Annotated in this window: 19 protein-coding genes; 1 reads left to right on the top strand and 18 read right to left on the bottom strand. The window is 63.0% G+C overall.

Annotated elements, in window-relative coordinates; translation table 11 throughout:
* Window positions 1-6: 6 nt before the first annotated feature.
* From NA645_RS10730 to NA645_RS10670, 13 genes are all read right to left on the bottom strand, one after another.
* Entirely contained in the window at window positions 7-1,053 is a 1,047-nt protein-coding gene (locus tag NA645_RS10730) for an EscU/YscU/HrcU family type III secretion system export apparatus switch protein (protein ID WP_256048785.1), read from the bottom strand.
* Window positions 1,054-1,293: 240 nt separating this feature from the next.
* Window positions 1,294-2,112, bottom strand: a complete 819-nt coding sequence (gene sctT, locus NA645_RS10725; RefSeq protein WP_256048784.1) for a type III secretion system export apparatus subunit SctT — start codon at window positions 2,110-2,112, stop codon at window positions 1,294-1,296.
* Between the two features lie 21 nt (window positions 2,113-2,133).
* On the bottom strand, window positions 2,134-2,376 hold the full coding sequence (sctS, locus tag NA645_RS10720) for a type III secretion system export apparatus subunit SctS (protein WP_272892037.1): 243 nt from the start codon (window positions 2,374-2,376) through the stop codon (window positions 2,134-2,136).
* A 28-nt stretch (window positions 2,377-2,404) separates the two neighbouring features.
* Window positions 2,405-3,061 (bottom strand): type III secretion system export apparatus subunit SctR, encoded by a 657-nt coding sequence (gene sctR / locus NA645_RS10715; protein ID WP_256048783.1) that lies wholly within the window; start codon window positions 3,059-3,061, stop codon window positions 2,405-2,407.
* Window positions 3,054-4,076: a type III secretion system cytoplasmic ring protein SctQ gene (gene sctQ / locus NA645_RS10710; protein ID WP_256048782.1), complete on the bottom strand. Its 1,023-nt coding sequence runs from the start codon at window positions 4,074-4,076 to the stop codon at window positions 3,054-3,056. Before sctQ ends, sctR begins: the two co-directional genes overlap by 8 nt.
* A 10-nt stretch (window positions 4,077-4,086) precedes the next feature.
* Window positions 4,087-4,560: a hypothetical protein gene (locus NA645_RS10705; protein ID WP_256048781.1), complete on the bottom strand. Its 474-nt coding sequence runs from the start codon at window positions 4,558-4,560 to the stop codon at window positions 4,087-4,089.
* Window positions 4,557-5,885 carry a FliI/YscN family ATPase gene (locus tag NA645_RS10700; RefSeq protein WP_256048849.1) on the bottom strand — a complete coding sequence of 443 codons (1,329 nt, stop codon included), beginning with the start codon at window positions 5,883-5,885 and terminating at the stop codon, window positions 4,557-4,559. Before NA645_RS10700 ends, NA645_RS10705 begins: the two co-directional genes overlap by 4 nt.
* A gap of 11 nt (window positions 5,886-5,896) precedes the next feature.
* Window positions 5,897-6,487, bottom strand: coding sequence for a type III secretion system stator protein SctL (sctL, locus tag NA645_RS10695; protein ID WP_256048780.1), 591 nt, complete (start codon window positions 6,485-6,487; stop codon window positions 5,897-5,899).
* The gene (locus NA645_RS10690) at window positions 6,484-7,092 is read right to left on the bottom strand and encodes a hypothetical protein (RefSeq protein WP_256048779.1); all 609 of its coding nucleotides are present in this window, start codon (window positions 7,090-7,092) and stop codon (window positions 6,484-6,486) included. Before NA645_RS10690 ends, sctL begins: the two co-directional genes overlap by 4 nt.
* Entirely contained in the window at window positions 7,089-7,850 is a 762-nt protein-coding gene (gene sctJ, locus NA645_RS10685) for a type III secretion system inner membrane ring lipoprotein SctJ (protein WP_256048778.1), read from the bottom strand. Before sctJ ends, NA645_RS10690 begins: the two co-directional genes overlap by 4 nt.
* Window position 7,851: 1 nt before the next feature.
* A complete protein-coding gene (locus tag NA645_RS10680) occupies window positions 7,852-8,256 on the bottom strand; it encodes a hypothetical protein (protein ID WP_256048777.1) in 405 nt (134 codons plus the stop codon).
* A 32-nt stretch (window positions 8,257-8,288) separates the two neighbouring features.
* On the bottom strand, window positions 8,289-8,507 hold the full coding sequence (locus tag NA645_RS10675) for a hypothetical protein (RefSeq protein WP_256048776.1): 219 nt from the start codon (window positions 8,505-8,507) through the stop codon (window positions 8,289-8,291).
* 44 nt (window positions 8,508-8,551) lie between these two features.
* Entirely contained in the window at window positions 8,552-9,169 is a 618-nt protein-coding gene (locus tag NA645_RS10670; protein ID WP_256048775.1) for a type III secretion protein, read from the bottom strand.
* A gap of 270 nt (window positions 9,170-9,439) precedes the next feature.
* Here NA645_RS10670 and NA645_RS10665 point away from each other — a divergent pair, with 270 nt between their 5' ends.
* Window positions 9,440-10,231 carry a tetratricopeptide repeat protein gene (locus NA645_RS10665; RefSeq protein WP_256048774.1) on the top strand — a complete coding sequence of 264 codons (792 nt, stop codon included), beginning with the start codon at window positions 9,440-9,442 and terminating at the stop codon, window positions 10,229-10,231.
* Window positions 10,232-10,235: 4 nt separating this feature from the next.
* Here the strand turns inward: NA645_RS10665 and NA645_RS10660 are convergent, their stop codons facing one another.
* From NA645_RS10660 to NA645_RS10640, 5 genes are all read right to left on the bottom strand, one after another.
* Entirely contained in the window at window positions 10,236-10,625 is a 390-nt protein-coding gene (locus tag NA645_RS10660) for a hypothetical protein (RefSeq protein ID WP_256048773.1), read from the bottom strand.
* Complete coding sequence (locus NA645_RS10655; RefSeq protein WP_256048848.1) at window positions 10,615-11,898, bottom strand: type II and III secretion system protein family protein; 1,284 nt, start codon at window positions 11,896-11,898, stop codon at window positions 10,615-10,617. Before NA645_RS10655 ends, NA645_RS10660 begins: the two co-directional genes overlap by 11 nt.
* 62 nt (window positions 11,899-11,960) lie before the next feature.
* Window positions 11,961-14,093, bottom strand: a complete 2,133-nt coding sequence (gene sctV, locus NA645_RS10650) for a type III secretion system export apparatus subunit SctV (protein ID WP_256048772.1) — start codon at window positions 14,091-14,093, stop codon at window positions 11,961-11,963.
* On the bottom strand, window positions 14,090-14,419 hold the full coding sequence (locus NA645_RS10645; RefSeq protein ID WP_256048771.1) for a type III secretion protein: 330 nt from the start codon (window positions 14,417-14,419) through the stop codon (window positions 14,090-14,092). Before NA645_RS10645 ends, sctV begins: the two co-directional genes overlap by 4 nt.
* The gene (locus NA645_RS10640) at window positions 14,416-14,799 is read right to left on the bottom strand and encodes a hypothetical protein (RefSeq protein ID WP_256048770.1); all 384 of its coding nucleotides are present in this window, start codon (window positions 14,797-14,799) and stop codon (window positions 14,416-14,418) included. The genes NA645_RS10645 and NA645_RS10640 overlap by 4 nt, the downstream gene beginning before the upstream one ends.
* Between the last annotated feature and the right edge of the window lie 23 nt (window positions 14,800-14,822).

Genomic DNA, 14,822 nt, shown 5'->3' with positions numbered 1-14,822 from the left:
GCACGCTCATATCAACCGCGCGGCGACCAGCAGGTCCGCCACACGCTGGAAATAACGATCAGGCACCGGAGCGCCAGGCGGTGTGCGCTTGCCTATGGCCTCGGCCAGCTCGCTGTCGGTGGCCTGCGGCAGACCGAGCTGCGCGGCGCGGGCCAGCACCGACGGAGACTGTTCGGGTGCCGCGCGGAACACCACGACCGGTACAGGCGTCTGCCCGCGAACATAGCGCAGCCCGACGAGCCAACCACCGGCCTGGCCCACTATCAGCGTCGCCTGCTCAAGACCGAGGCGCGCGCCTGGTGTTTGGAAATCCTGCCGCAAACGCCGCCGCTCACGCTTGATCAGCGGGTCACCTTCCATGTCCTTGTGCTCACGCTTCTGCTCGCTCTTGGTCATGCGCATTTCGCGACTGAACAACCAGCGCTGGATCAGCAGGTCCACTGCCCCCACGACCAGAAAAGCGATGAGTGCGGTCACTACCAACGGCGTCAGGAGTGAAAGGAAGGAGGAATAGACGCAGGCGGCGCCGCAGCGGGACGACTCCATCAAGGCCTGCAAGCCGAGGCGATAGACGATCACCAGAGCCACCGCTACCACCAGCAGCTTGAATAGCGTTTTGAGAAATTCGGTAATGCTGCGCATCGAGAACAGGCGTTTGAAGCCCGCAACCGGATTGATGTGCTGGATGTCGGGTTTGATCGGCTCTGCGGTGAACACCATGCCGCGCATGGCTGCGACGTTGGTGAGAATGACCGTTGCGACGGTCGCCGCCAGGATCGGCAGCGTTGCTGCTATCAGCAGGCTGAACGCCTCTGCTTGCACACGTGGCCAGACCGTGGCGAATGGCTCTACATAGATGCGTGCCACAGTGCCGAGAAATTGCTGCACGCGGGCATGGATGCCGTCGATCAGCACGACCACACACAGGGTGCAGACGAGCATGACCATGCCGGTCACGAGGTCCTGACTCTTTGAGAGCTGTCCCTTCTGCCGTGCATCACGCAGCTTCTTGTCGGATGCAGGCTGGGATTTCTCTTCGCTCTTGTCACTCACCGCAGCCGTGCCTCGCGTTCAGGCACCAGTGCCAGCGGCCATGCGGGGCTCAACGGGCAGCCGATCATACTCAGGCCACCGGACACGATGGACATGCGTTGTCTCCTTCGGGATATCGACGCCAGACGACACGACTTCCATCCCGAAGCCAAACAAGCTAATGCGAGGCGGCTATCCAGCCGCTTTGGTATGACTCTGCCGCGACACGATGACAGAGGTATTGCAGTAGGCGGCACGCCGTCAGTCGAACGCAGCCGCCCCCATGGCGAGGCTCGAATCCAGGAAGCGTTGGAAGAGCGTCGGCAAAGCCTCCAGTTCTGTCAGCATGAACGGCACCAGGAACGCGGCATACAGCGTCAGCAGAAAGGCGAACAGGAGATTCTTGACCGGCAGCGAAAGGTCGAACACATGGAGCTGCGGTGCCATTCGCGACAGGTATGCCAGCAGCAGATCCGCCACCAGCAGTGCGATGACCACGGGCGCGATCATCAGCACACCGATGCTCATCAGCCGGTCCAGCACGTGCAGCAACTGCAACGCGGTGCTCTCGACCAATACCGGCGTCAAAGCCTGCGCTGGCCAAAGGGTGTAACTGCGATAGAAGCCGTCGAGCATGGCAATGAACCCGCCGGTCATGAAGAACAATGCGATCAGCGCTACCGTGAGAAAGGTCGAGGTCACACTCGCCTCGCCAATACCCAGCGGATCGAGCAACTGCGCCATGGTTGACCCTCGTTGCAGGTCGATCAGTTCACCGGCGACCTCGGCCGCCCAGAACGGGATACCGAACAACAGCCCGATCGCAAGTCCGATCACCAGTTCCTTGACCAACAGCCCTGACAGCATCAGAGGCGACGGCGCGTCCAGACTCGAAAATGCCAAGAACACTGAAGGCGCCACAGGGATCGCAAGGACCACCGCCACCGCCGAACGCAGCAGACCGGTCAGCCCGAGCCGGTTGAACGCAGGCGTGATCATCACCAGGCCCAGCGCGCGTGCGACCGCCAAACCGAATGCGCTGAGTAACGGATAGGCCAGATCGAAGAATGCTGTGGCCAATTCCCCGCCGGCAAACACGGCCTAGCGGGTCCAGGCAGGAAAACGGTCGAGCATCTGTCCCGCCAGATCAGCCACTTCGCCGCCCAAGAGCGGCCCGGTGACGATCAACACCAGCAACACCGCCACCAACTTGACCGCCTGCGGCAGGGTTTGATCCTGGATCTGGGTCAGCGCCTGCAACAGTCCGACGCCAAAGCCGACCAGGATAGCGACGCCAAGCGCCGGTGCGGACAGCAGCAGCACCAGCAGCGCAGCGTCCTTCATCAACGCCACGAAAGCGGCTTCGCCCACGTCAGCCTCCGTAACTCATGATCAGACCATGCATCAGCCGCGACCAGCCATCGACCGCCACGAACAGGAATATCTTCAGGGGGATCGAAATCAGCGTCGGCGAAACCATCATCATGCCCATCGCCATTAGCACGTTGGAGACGATCAGATCGATCACTAGGAAGGGTATGTAGAGCAGGAAGCCTATCTCGAACGCGCGGGTCAGCTCCGAGCTGACGAACGCCGGGATCAGGACGACCAGATCATCATCGCGCAGGTCAGCCCGCGCTTCTTCCGACCATAGGTCCTCGGTGGCATCAAGAAAGAATGCCCGCTCGCTCGGCTCAGCGTAGCGCGACAGATGCGCCTGCAACGGCGCGCGAAGCACACCGGCGGCGGCTTTCACCTCCTCGACGCTGTCGAGCGCCAAGGGTCGGTTCTCCAATTGACGGAACAGCTCTCCTGCGAGAGGGGTAGTGACATACACGGCCAGGATCAGAGCAATGCCGTAAAGCACCAGGTTCGGTGGCGTCTGCTGAACGCCCAGTGCGTTACGGATGAGGAACAGCACCACGGAGATCTTGAGAAAACCGGTCATGGTGACCACCGCCAGCGGAAGCAGGCCAATGGTGGCGACCAGCAGTATGATGCCGAACAGGTTCGGCTCGAACTCATTCATCGGCGGCGAAGCTCGTCAGTCGCACACCCAGCCCCGTGCCAAGCGTTACCAACTCGCCGCGGCCGATACACCGGCCGTTGACGGTGAGCTGCACCGGCTCGGTGAGGTTGCATCCAAGCTCCAGCACACTGCCCTCGCCCAACTCACGGACGTCACCCAGCGGCAACTCCAACCGGCCTACCTCGCAAACCAGGCGTACCGGCAGGCGGTCCAGTGCATCGTTAGACGATGCATGTGAGGTCGTGGAATCAAGCGAGGCTTCCATGGGGTTAGGCTCCATCAGACGAAGGGAAGATAGGGGCGCAAGCAGCCGAACCGCGGCGGGCCCGGCGGACTCACACGAGGTTTCAAACGCCTCGGCCAAACACAGTCGATAGCGGGCAGCGGGACGATCGAGCATCACGACATCACCAGGACGCAGACTGCGCAGGTCACCGAGCGTGAGCGACTGCCATCCGCATTCGATCACCGCATGCAGTGGTATGACGGGTAGCCGATGCGGCGCGATGGGAAGTTGTTCGAGCAGATCGGCCAGCAGATGCGCGGCTCCGTCATCCAGGTCGATCCAGCCATGTGCCTCGGCTGACGGCAATCCGAAGGTGACCCCCAGACGCAACCGGCAGGCCTCAACGGGACCGTCGATATCGAAACGAATTGGCCGCTGAAGACGCTCTTCCAGCTGGACGATCGGCCCGAGCAGTGCCTGTTCCACATACAAGGCTCGCCAGGGCGACGGCAACTGCGGCCAGTTTTCGATCCCCATCAGTGCAGCCGCTTGGACGCCCAGATGCAGACAGGCGCGCGCAGAGCCAATGCTCAGCGGCAGGCCGGTCAGCGCCTGGTGTGGCGTCTTGGGCGCCGTCAGTTTCGCCAGCCGCTCACCCGTCACCGTACTGATGGGTACCGGCAGCCGTCGCCGATGCAGGCGCGCAATCAGAGGCAGGAGATCGGGAGGAACGGCGGGCAAGCTGTCACGCATAGGCCGGTAATCAGATGAACGCTCGGGTGTCGTCACTCGGTCTTCCTTAGGGCCAGTCGGGGCGCGTGAGGCGTTCAGCCTCGTCTTCGTCGTGCAGATCGGCGTCCACCCGGGCCTTGTTTGCTTGACGTTGACGATGAAGCTCCATCGCCTCGCGTCGTTTGCGCTGATGCGAATGGGTACGGGCAAGCGCATCCCTTTGCGTCTCGGCGTCGTCCTGTGCCACGCGCGCCTGTTCGATCGTTCGCTGGTGGCCGGCCTCTTCGCTGGCAACGCTGGTTCGCCGGGCGTGCTCCCGCTGCAGCGCGTCGAGATCAAGCCGATCGCCGTTCAGGTACTGGAGTGTCGATGCGTCTTCGGCCTCGAGTTCGTCGAGAAAACGCTGATAGTCCTGCTGCGCATCGTTTGCACGCCGTGCCGCTTCCCTTGCGGTCTGGGTCTGTCGGGCCAGCGCAGCAGCAGCCTGACGTTCTCGCAGCTGGCGCAAGCTCAGTAGGCGACCAAGCGTGAGGCCGGTCATCGGGCCAATTCCGTCATGGCTCGCAGCGTGTCGCCGAACGTCGAATGTTCGCCTGGCGTCTGGCGTAGGAAGCGGTCGATGGCCGATTGACGGGCAATTGCAGCGTCTGTTTCTGCATCGCTACCGGCCTTGTATTCGCCAACCTGCAGCAGCAATTCAATATCCCGGTAGCGCGACAGCGACTCACGAATGCGCGCAGCGGTTTGCCGTTGCAGGGGCCGGGTCACTGCATCCATCAGACGGCTGCGGCTGCGCAGCACGTCGATGGCGGGGAAATGGTTGCGCTGGGCCAGCGATTGACTGAGGTGAATGTGCCCATCAAGGATCGACATCACCTCCTCGGCCACCGGATCCTGACTGCCCTCGCCTTCAGTCAGTACCGTGTAAAGGCCGGTAATACTGCCCATGGCACCCGGCCCCGCGCGTTCGAGCAAGCGAGGCAGCGCCGCGAACAGCGAGGGCGGATAGCCGCGACGGGTCGGCGGCTCGCCAGCGGCCAGGCCTATTTCACGCTGGGCGCGGGCGAAGCGCGTCACGCTGTCCATCAACAACAGAACATGGCGGCCTTGGTCCCTGAAATGCTCGGCGAGAGCCGTCGCGACATAGGCCGCTTTCACCCGCTCCATTGCCGGGCGATCTGAGGTAGCGACAACGGCAACGGTGCGGGCCCGAGCCGTCGGATCGAGATGACGGTCCAGCAGCTCCCGCACTTCCCGGCCGCGCTCACCGATCAGCGCGAGCACCACCACGTCCGCCTCGGTACCACGGACCATCGAGGCCAGCAGTGACGACTTGCCCACCCCCGCCTCGCCGAACAAGCCCATCCGCTGGCCGCGCGCGAGCGTCAGCAGGCCGTCGATTGCGCGAATACCCAGCTGCAACGGCTGCTCAATCAGCTGACGATCAAACGGCGCCGGTGGCTCGGCCTGTACTGAACAACGCGCCATCGGTGGCAGGCTCTCGCCTTTCGGTCCATCGAGCCATTCGCCAAGTGCGTTGATCGCTTTGCCCAGAAGCCCGTCACCCGCAGGTACCTGTAACACCGAGCCGGTAGAAATGACTTCGGCACGGGTGGACATCCCGTCGAGATCGCCAATCGGGGTAAGAATCGCCTCTTCGTCAGCGAAGCCCACGACCTCTGCAGGAATCTGCCGTCCGGTCAGTGGATCACGCAGATAACAGAGTTCACCAATTCGCGCCATCGCCAGGCTGGCATAGACCATCACACCGCGAACGCGACGTACACGGCCACGCGGAAGACGCGGGTCGGCCTGTAGGGCGCGCTCCTGCAAGCGTGGCAACAGGTCGCTCAGGCGCTGGTCCAGCGGTAGTTCGCTCACGCCGATAGCTCCCGACTGGACGGATGGAGCGCCTTCGACAGTCCTTCGAGCTGCGCATCGAGGTCTAGGTCCACCACTGCCGAACGGCTGGCGAGCATTGCCTGAGCGCCCACCAGTTGCGAATCCGCGGTTACGGTCGGCGACCGGCTGCCCACCAGCGCGTCAAGGTTGGCCTGCACCGCTGCAACCTGCTCAGGAGCGACGTGTAGCGTCAGCACCTGTTGATCACGGAACGCTTTCAGTGCTTTCGCAGTGAGACGGGCGATGCGTTCAGCATCGTCCAAGCCTTCGAGCAGCTGACGGACAACAGAGAGAGCGAGCTTCGCCAGATCACCTTCCAGACCGGCGAGGTAGCGGTCGACGTCCGCATGGGTCTGAGTCAAGAGCTCTGCCGCCGCTTCGGCTCCCTGCCGGTGCCCATCGGCGTAGCCCTGCTCCCGAAGTTGATCGGCCTCCTGCAGCGCACGTTCGCGTAAGGCTTCGGCCTGCTCACGCGCCGCCTGAAGAAAAGCAAAGCCGTCGGCCCAGGCCTGCGCCTCGTCAGCGCGAAGGATGATGCGGTTCGGCTGTGTCGGCAGGTCAATCATGGCTTGTCAGCTGCCTCAGCGAAGTAATCGACGGCGACGGCGCGCACGATCTCGACTCGACGTGCGTCATGCTCATCACCCACAGGCGCACCCTCATCAAAACCACGCAGACGCATCCAGCCACATGACGGCAGCGATAGTTGGGCGTACCAGGCAGCCATGCAGGCCTCACCTGTGGCGTAGACGGCAGCCTCCAGCGCCGCCGGGTCATCCGGTACCCCCGGCAACCACGCCAGCGCTCGGTGCCGCAGCGCCAACTCGTAAAGCGGCCGGCCAAAGCGCTCGGTTAACGTCTGCACCTGTGCCGCCTGAATGGCACACACGAAGGTTTGCGCATGGCAAACCGCGCCACAGGCTCTACTCAGCTCGGCCCATTGGCTGACGCCAGCGCGCAACAGAAGGCGGTCGCCTGCATCAACGACCGTATCGAGGGGCACGGCGTTGCCTGCTAGCAACTGAAGTAGTCGGTCATGGAAACGCGGCTCGGCGAGCAACACATCGACGCTGGCGACACCTATCTGTTGACGAGCCAGCGCAGACACGTCGAGCAGGCCAAGCAGCTCGGTGCTCGACGGTGGCCAGTCAATAGCGGCCAAACTACTCATGTGCGCGGCACCAATGGGTAGACACGCGCCCCGCCAGCGGGACGACGCAACAGCCAGATACAGACGCCGGCGAGTGCCAGCACCGCCAGGAGAAGGCCGCCGAAAACCCAGCGTGCCTGATCGAGGCTGGCCTGTTGCAGCGTTATGCCGAAGAACCGCACCAGCGGCTCGGTTGCACGCTCGATGGGCGCCGGTGCTTCGACGGGAATCACGGAAACGCCTTCGTAGCTCAACCCGGAGATGCCGTTGGCCACCAGCGTTTTCACCTGCGGCAACAAGCGATTGATATCCAGCCCGGGTTCATGGCGGATAAACACCGAGGCCGAAGACGGCACTGTGTTGCGCTTGAGCAGATCGTTATCTGGCAGTACCACGTGCACGCGCGCCGAAAGCACGCCATCGACTTGCGAAACGGTATGTGACAGTTCCTCACTGAGCGCATAAATCATCTGCGCGCGCTCCTGCACGGGCGACGACACCAGCCCGTTGTTCTGGAACACCTCGCCCAGATTGGTGAAGGTCTGCTCCGGCAAACCGGCATCTTCAAGCAACGACACGGCCTCGGCGAAACGGCGCTTATCCACTGTCACGGTCAACAGACCATCCTTCTGCACGACTCGATCGGCCGCGATTCCCCGTTCCAGCAGCGTTGCCACCATACGGTTCGCTTCGCGTTGCTCAAGGTCGCTGTAGAGTTCGGTGTCGCAAGCCTGCAGCAACAGCGTCAGCGCAATCAACGAGATCAGCCTGAGCCACATGTCATTGGCCTCGCAGCAGCGTGTTGGCCGCGCCGGATATCTGCGTCGCACCGCGCACCACCATTTGCGTCTCGATGGCGTGATCGAACATCCGGCTCAACGACTCGGCAACCTTTTCGAGCTGAGCGTCGGCCATGCGCGTCGGTGCGCCAGGCTGATCAACAACGCTGACCTGCGCGTCGACGGCTGTTGAACCAGTGCCGGATAGGCTGTCAGCGCGGGCAGCAAATGCTTGGGACCGCTCCAGAAACCCGTCGAGTCCATTGACTAGCCCTTCACCCAACTGCGCGGGGCTGGCTCCCTGTCCCGCGCTTTGGGCCTGGCTGGCCAGGTGTTCGAAAAGGTTCTGCGATGCCAACTCCTGACCGCCGCTAGCGAGGTTGGTGGTGGAAATTGCTGGCGTCATCGCGTCTCCCCTTCTGTCTGTGGTGCAGACGTTTACTCGTCCGACATGGCTTCGTTGAGAATTTCAGTGGCGCGCGGCATCAGAATCATTTGCCCACCCACCTGGATGGCCCCGACGATCAGCTGCTCGTTGAAATCGGCCTCCGACAGTTCGTTTTGGGCGTTCTCGATGGCCTCGTCGAAGGTCCGCTCGTTGGCGGCGGCACTGGAGCCGTCAGTGATGACGCTGGTATCTACGGGATTGATCGACATGGAACTCTCCTGCATGGATGTGCCAGGGGCACGGTCAGTGGCTGTCAGCTGCGATTGCTGACGACTTCGGTGTCGGCGCCGCCTCGGAATACGCGGACGCCGATACTCGGAGCTCGACCCGGACTGCCACGCAGGCTATCCAGGCGTTGCTGAACATGAGCGATGTAGCCCGGCGGGCCTGAGACGTTCAGTGTCGCGCGGCGCTCGTCCAGACGCGCCCCGACGCCTGTTCCGTGGCGAAGCGTGGCAAGCAGATGATCAAGCGCATCGCTGTCGAACGGGCCGACGTTGAAGCTGCGGCTAGCGAGTTCGGCGGCTGAATCGACCACGATCGCGTCGCCCTTGAGGTACCAGGTAAGCCCGGCAGCGGTTGAAATACGCTTCAGAAAGGCTCCGGCGTCCGGCGCCTGGATGTCCCCTCGCACTCTGCCCTTCACGCGTGCAGAGAGAATGACCGGCACGTTCAGGTTACGGCCGAACTCAGCCAGCACGTTGCGCACGTCCTGATCAATCACGCGATAGCGATAGGGTTGAGCGAACCAGTCGGGGTCAGAGGTGGCCTGCGCAGGTTGTGCGAGGGCAAGCCAAGCGAAAAACCAGATCGCGGCATGACGGAATGGCCGCAGGATGTTGAAGGCGTCATCGTGGCGATACGAGGTCATGTTCGTTCCATCCATACCATCACCTTGAAAGGCGGCAGCCGGGCGCGGGCCCGCTAGGAAAAACAGCCATCCTGGTATTGCGCGACTACAACGACCACGTCCAGCAGCCGAAACGCGGAAGTCGCCGTCAGCGACCTCTCGAATGGCAAAAGTATTGCGGCCCCAGATGACAACATGATTGCAGCGGCCCTGATGGCGTCGGCAGGATGTCATGGCATTGTCATGCCGCTCTGGCCCAATCGCTTGCTGCACCCACGCAGGAGCTATCCGTTGCCAGAGCTTGTCCGCCCCCGCCTGTCGGCTGTCTTCGTCTGCATGGCGCTAAGCGCCTGCGCCAGCAATCCCACCCCCCCTGTCAGTGATCGCGACCGTCTCCTATCGCTGGCCGAACAGGTGCGACGTGGCGGGGACCCAGCCTCGGCTGTCGCGCTGTATGAACGAGCCGCCGAGCTGAGCGACCAGGCACCGGAGGTCATGCTCGCACTCGGCGATACGAAGCTGGCTACAGGTGATGCAAGCGGGGCAGCACAAGCGTTTCGCGCGGTATTGACCCGCAAGCCGGACGACCCACAGGCGCTACTCGGGCTGGGCACCGCGGACCTGCAGCAGGGTCGCATCGAGCGCGCCGTACGGTCTCTCCAAGCCGCCGCGCCGCAGATCGACACGGCGGTAGCTTATAACCGTCTCGGAACCGCGTACGTGCTGTCCGGCGCGTTCACTGAAGCCCAAGCCGCCTACGGAACCGCACTGGCGCATGCGGGCGGCGACCTGGACATTCGCAGCAACCTGGCGTTGGCATTCGCACTTGACGGTCAAGCCCAGCGAGCACGAGCAGAGGCTACGGCGATTACCGAATCCCCATTATCCGAACCGCATCACGTGCGCCAGCAAATGCTGGTATTGACCCTGCTTGGTGATGATCAATCTGCAGCTGATGCGCTGGCTGGTTTACCCAAGGCAGAGCGCGGCGAGTTGCTCGCTCAAGCTCGGGCGATCCGTTCTATCAAAGATCCCGCGGCCCGCGCGCGTGCCGTCGGCTTGTTGACCTCTACCCAACTCTGACCTGTCAGGGTGCGCCTGTGCTGCTCTCCTGCTCCAGACGCCGGCTGCGCTCGCGCTCATCTTCGTTATCGCCACGCAAGTAGCGCTCCGCGGCCTGGGCAACTGGCGCCGCGAAGGACGGTCCAGTATCGCGACCGCGACGCAGGTCATCAGGCCGCTCGACCATCCGCTGCAAATTGAGCGCATTGGCGCAACCGACCGGCAGGCGGGGCGAATTCGTTCCATTAGCAATGGCCAGACAAGCATCGGGAAAAGGCCGCGAGTCGCCGGGCAGGTCCACATCGAACCCTGCCGAATAGTGTGGTGAGTCCAGCTCAGTGGCGCAGCCGCCAAGCATCGCAACCAGCCCCACCCAAACGACCGTTGCAGAAAAAAAGCGGATCTCATTCAACATGGAAGCCGAACTCCGTACGACGCGTGAACGCTGACGCGCCAGCCAGTTGCCAGGCGGGATTGGTGCCCGCCGGGTCCAGCGGCGTCGCCAGGTCGCGCTCGCCGCTCGGCTCGACCAGATACGGCGTGATCAGGATGACCAGCTCCGTCTCGTTCTGCTGAAAGCGCCGGGAGCGAAACAAACTGCCCAGAACCGGCATATCTCCCAGCAATGGCAGGCTATCCATGTCTTGTGAGTTATTGCGTTGGAACAGCCCGGCAATAGCAAAGGTCTGTCCGCTGCCTACCTCTACCCGCGTATCGGCGCGGCGGATACGGAACGTCGGCAGCGTCAGCCCGGCGATTTCAACCGTGCTGCTGCCATCCAGGCTGCTGACCTCAGGTCGCACCCGCAGACCGATCCGCTCGCCGGGTAGCAGCGTCGGGGTGAACATCAGCGAGACGCCATAAGGTTTGTATTCGATACCCACCAGCTCGTTGCTGACGGGGACCGGCACCGGGATCTCCCCGCCCGCCAGAAAGCTTGCAGTCTGCCCGGTCATGGCCGTGATATTCGGCTCGGCAAGAATCTCGAGAATACCGTTACTCTGCAGCGCGTCGAGCAGCACGTCGACACTGCCGCTGCCGGAGCTGAAACCGCCACCGATCAGGTTGGTCGCCCCGTTGGCTGCCGCGCTGGCCAACGGGCCACCGGTCACCAGGCCGAAGGAGAAGTTGCCGGCGTTGACCAAGGCGTTCCAGTTAACGCCATAACTGAGCAGTTGCTGACGTGAAACCTCGGCGAACCGAACTCGGATGTTGACCTGTGGCGAGCCGGCATAAGTGGTCGCATTGACGGCCGGTTGGCCTTCTATAGCCTGGCTGTCCAACGAAGCCTGGGTAGCCAGCGCAGACTGCACCGTATCCGCTTCTCCGGTTGCGAACGCGCGGCGCCCGGCAAGATCGACACGCACCTTGCCACCACCGTCGGGCCGAACGCCCAGACTGACCGTGCCGCGTGTTTGTTGTTCTGGCCCCAGAGCGATCAGATCGGTATTGCCAACCGCCTTGGCGTAGACATAAGCGACGCCGTCGGAGACGACGCGTACGTCAGCGATCGTCGGATCGGCGACAAACAGTGACTCAACGGCCGCAGGAAAGCGCAGCACCCGCCCTTCCCCCGGCGTCAGGCCGATCTGCTGGGCACTGCCCGGATCGATCGTGACCGGGCGGGCCTGTGCCATGACCGGCAATAGCCCCAAGGCGAGCACCAGCCAGCACAGCGGCCGGCACATGGCCGCTGTCAGCCAATGGATAGCGTTCAGAAAACGTTCGGGCATGGGCGCTCCTTGCCGACTCAAGAGGCTGCCAGTGACGCAGGGGCGCGTTCTGGCGACGGTTTATAGCCCCGCGGCAGCTCCACAGGCGCGAGTGGCTGCACGGAAAATTCGCGGGTCAGGTCCTGGAAGCTCAGTACGGCGATATCGAGCCCTTGCCGGACAACCAATTGGCGCAGATAGCGGCGCAGGTCTGGTGAGGTCATCAGCACCGGTTCCAGGTTGCCGCTCAGTCCGTCGTAATGCCCCTGGAGCTGGGACAACACGCCACGAGAGAGGGCTTCGGGCAATGCCTGGGCGCGATCGCTACGACGTAGCGCCTGTCTGATCGCCTCTTCCAGCGGACGGGTGAGGGTAAAGGCTGCGATGACGCGGTTGCCGTCGGCGTGGCGGTGGCAGATCTGACGCGACAGTGCCGCACGGACATGCTCGCTCAACACATGAATTTCCAGATCGCGCCCGCCCCACTCCACCAGCGCTTCGAGCACGCCGCGCAAGTTGCGCAGTGCAGTGCCTTCGTCCAGCAGCCGCCGAAATACTTCGGAGGTGCGCTGCAACGACACGACGCGCTGGGCTTCCTTGACCAGCTCAGGATACTCAGCTTCCATTCGCGACAGCAGTTGGCGAGTTTCCTGGATACCGAGAAACTCCGCGGCGTACCGCCGTAGCGTATGCGCCAGATAGGCCCCGAGCGCTTCGTCGATTCCCCGACAGGCCACTCCTGCCTCATTCAGCGCAGTGCGTGCGCCTCGCTCGACCCATAAAGTTTCCCGCCGCCCGATCAAAGGTGGCAGGCTCTGTGCGTCGAAGCCGGCCAGTGACAGCGTCACCGTGTCGTCAAGTACCTGCAGACAGCCCGGCGCGACGCTCGCCTCGGCGATCGGCACCCCATCGATATCGACACCGATGCGGCCCTGCGCTGCGCTCGGATCGCATCGCACACCGACACGCGGCAGCTCGATGCCCAGTTCATCCATGACCTGCTGGCGCGCTTCGTCCGCCTGAGCTCTTACAGCGTCGAGGACCAGATCACGCTCCAGCGCAGACCCCAGCCACAGCGTAACGCGGCAGTTCCGGTCATCGCTTTCCACCAAGGCCGGTCCAACCTGCGGCTCAGCCGGCGGCGTCGCAATCAGGCTCTCGAGCACCGGGTCGGCACCGGCCGCCTGTACTGGCCGCTCGCGACGCGCCAGACGGTAGGCGAAGGCGCCAAGAATCGCAGACAGGGCCAGAAACACAGGTGCGGGGAAGCCCGGCACGATCGCCATGCCGCCAAGAATGACGGCCGTCAGCCCCAGCGCCCGCGAGTTGGCACCCAACTGACCGACGATTTCCGCACCCAGGTCGCGCTCGTCTTCAGACGCGACGCGGGTCACTACCGTGCCCGCCGCAACGGCAATCAACAGCGCGGGAATCTGGGCGATCAGACCATCACCTACAGTCAGCAGTGAATAGGTATGAAGGGCCTCGTCAAACGGCATTCCACGCTTGAGCATACCGATCATCCAACCGCCGAACAGGTTGACGAAGAGGATCACGAGGCCGGCGATCGCGTCGCCTTTGACGAACTTCATCGCGCCGTCCATCGCTCCGTAGAGCTGGCTCTCGCGCTCCAGACGGGAGCGCCGCGTGCGCGCCTCCTGCTGATCGATGTCGCCGTTGCGCAGATCGTTGTCGATACTCATCTGCTTGCCCGGCATCGCGTCGAGCGTAAAGCGGGCGGCTACTTCGGCCACGCGTTCCGAACCCTTGGTAATCACCAGAAACTGCGCAACCGTGATGATCAGGAACACCACAAGGCCGATCAGCACTTCACCGGCAATGACGAATTCGCCAAAGGCTTGCACGATCTCGCCAGCGTCGCCTTCCAACAGGATCAGGCGAGTGGTCGTGATCGACAACGCTAACCGAAACAAGGTGCTCAGCAGGATCACTGGCGGCAAGGCGGAAAAATCCACTGCTCGGGTCAGGTAAAACGCAACCACCAGGATCAACAGACTGAACGCGATGTTGATGCCAATGAGCAGATCTACCAGCCAGGTCGGCAGCGGCATGATCATCATCGCCACAGCGAGGAGCATGAACGCGGCGATCACCACGTCGCTGCGACCAGCAGCCAGTTGCGCCAGGCGATTCAGCGGAGCCAGGGTCATTCGGTTCTCCAGGCCAGATAACGGTGAAAACACCCGCGCGCATCGTCACGCCGGTTGAGTATCCATAAGGCCCGGCTGCGCAATAACTGGTGGTCGGCCTTTTCGCCTTCGAGCAAGGCCAGCTGATCGATCGCTAGCAGCGCGCGGCGGCCATCACCCGCAGCAAGGAAGCTACCAATCAGCGTCCGGAGAATGGAAGGCTGCGTGGGGGCAAGGCGCACGGCGAGCAATAGCATCGCCAGCCCGCGCTGGGGCTGCCCGGCGCGCGAGTACAGATCGCCACGCACTTGTAGCCATTGCGCGGCCTCGTGGTGGTGAATGCTCATGAAATCGGATCCGGCGATAACCATTCGAGAAGCGCCATCTGCTGATCGCACTCTTCCAGCAGCATGCACTCGAGCGTTTCCAAGGTTTCAACGTCGCCTTCCAACGATGGCAGCACCTGGTCCAGCAGGTACTGAAGAACTTCCAGCGAACGGCTTTCGCCGAGCAGCGCCGGATCGTCAATGATGGGCATCGTTGCCCGCTCCAGCGCGCTGATCAGGGACCGAGTCTGAGCACCGCGCCTTGTACGCAGCAAGCGCTCGAAGGTGTCACCAGCGGTACCGTTGACGACCGGATTGAAACGCCGCACCGCATCGGCAGTGGTTGCTGCCGACACGTCCGGGCCCGCTGAACGACCAAGTCGATGGGGATCGATTCTCACCGCCATGAGCTCCGGTGGATGTC

Origin of the sequence: Stutzerimonas stutzeri, assembly GCF_024448955.1 — a bacterium.
Lineage (GTDB): Bacteria > Pseudomonadota > Gammaproteobacteria > Pseudomonadales > Pseudomonadaceae > Stutzerimonas > Stutzerimonas stutzeri_AQ.
The sequence above is the reverse complement of the archived record's forward strand: the minus strand, read 5'-3'. Positions and strand labels throughout refer to the sequence as shown.

What these genes read in the sequence shown, in the direction of transcription:
- sctS (WP_272892037.1), bottom strand. Translation starts at nt 2,376, where the DNA reads ATGAAGGACGCTGCGCTGCTGGTGCTGCTGCTGTCCGCACCGGCGCTT.
- sctR (WP_256048783.1), bottom strand. Translation starts at nt 3,061, where the DNA reads ATGAATGAGTTCGAGCCGAACCTGTTCGGCATCATACTGCTGGTCGCC.
- NA645_RS10705 (WP_256048781.1), bottom strand. Translation starts at nt 4,560, where the DNA reads ATGACCGGCCTCACGCTTGGTCGCCTACTGAGCTTGCGCCAGCTGCGA.
- sctL (WP_256048780.1), bottom strand. Translation starts at nt 6,487, where the DNA reads ATGATTGACCTGCCGACACAGCCGAACCGCATCATCCTTCGCGCTGAC.
- NA645_RS10690 (WP_256048779.1), bottom strand. Translation starts at nt 7,092, where the DNA reads ATGAGTAGTTTGGCCGCTATTGACTGGCCACCGTCGAGCACCGAGCTG.
- sctJ (WP_256048778.1), bottom strand. Translation starts at nt 7,850, where the DNA reads ATGTGGCTCAGGCTGATCTCGTTGATTGCGCTGACGCTGTTGCTGCAG.
- NA645_RS10680 (WP_256048777.1), bottom strand. Translation starts at nt 8,256, where the DNA reads ATGACGCCAGCAATTTCCACCACCAACCTCGCTAGCGGCGGTCAGGAG.
- NA645_RS10675 (WP_256048776.1), bottom strand. Translation starts at nt 8,507, where the DNA reads ATGTCGATCAATCCCGTAGATACCAGCGTCATCACTGACGGCTCCAGT.
- NA645_RS10670 (WP_256048775.1), bottom strand. Translation starts at nt 9,169, where the DNA reads ATGACCTCGTATCGCCACGATGACGCCTTCAACATCCTGCGGCCATTC.
- NA645_RS10660 (WP_256048773.1), bottom strand. Translation starts at nt 10,625, where the DNA reads ATGTTGAATGAGATCCGCTTTTTTTCTGCAACGGTCGTTTGGGTGGGG.
- NA645_RS10655 (WP_256048848.1), bottom strand. Translation starts at nt 11,898, where the DNA reads ATGTGCCGGCCGCTGTGCTGGCTGGTGCTCGCCTTGGGGCTATTGCCG.
- sctV (WP_256048772.1), bottom strand. Translation starts at nt 14,093, where the DNA reads ATGACCCTGGCTCCGCTGAATCGCCTGGCGCAACTGGCTGCTGGTCGC.
- NA645_RS10645 (WP_256048771.1), bottom strand. Translation starts at nt 14,419, where the DNA reads ATGAGCATTCACCACCACGAGGCCGCGCAATGGCTACAAGTGCGTGGC.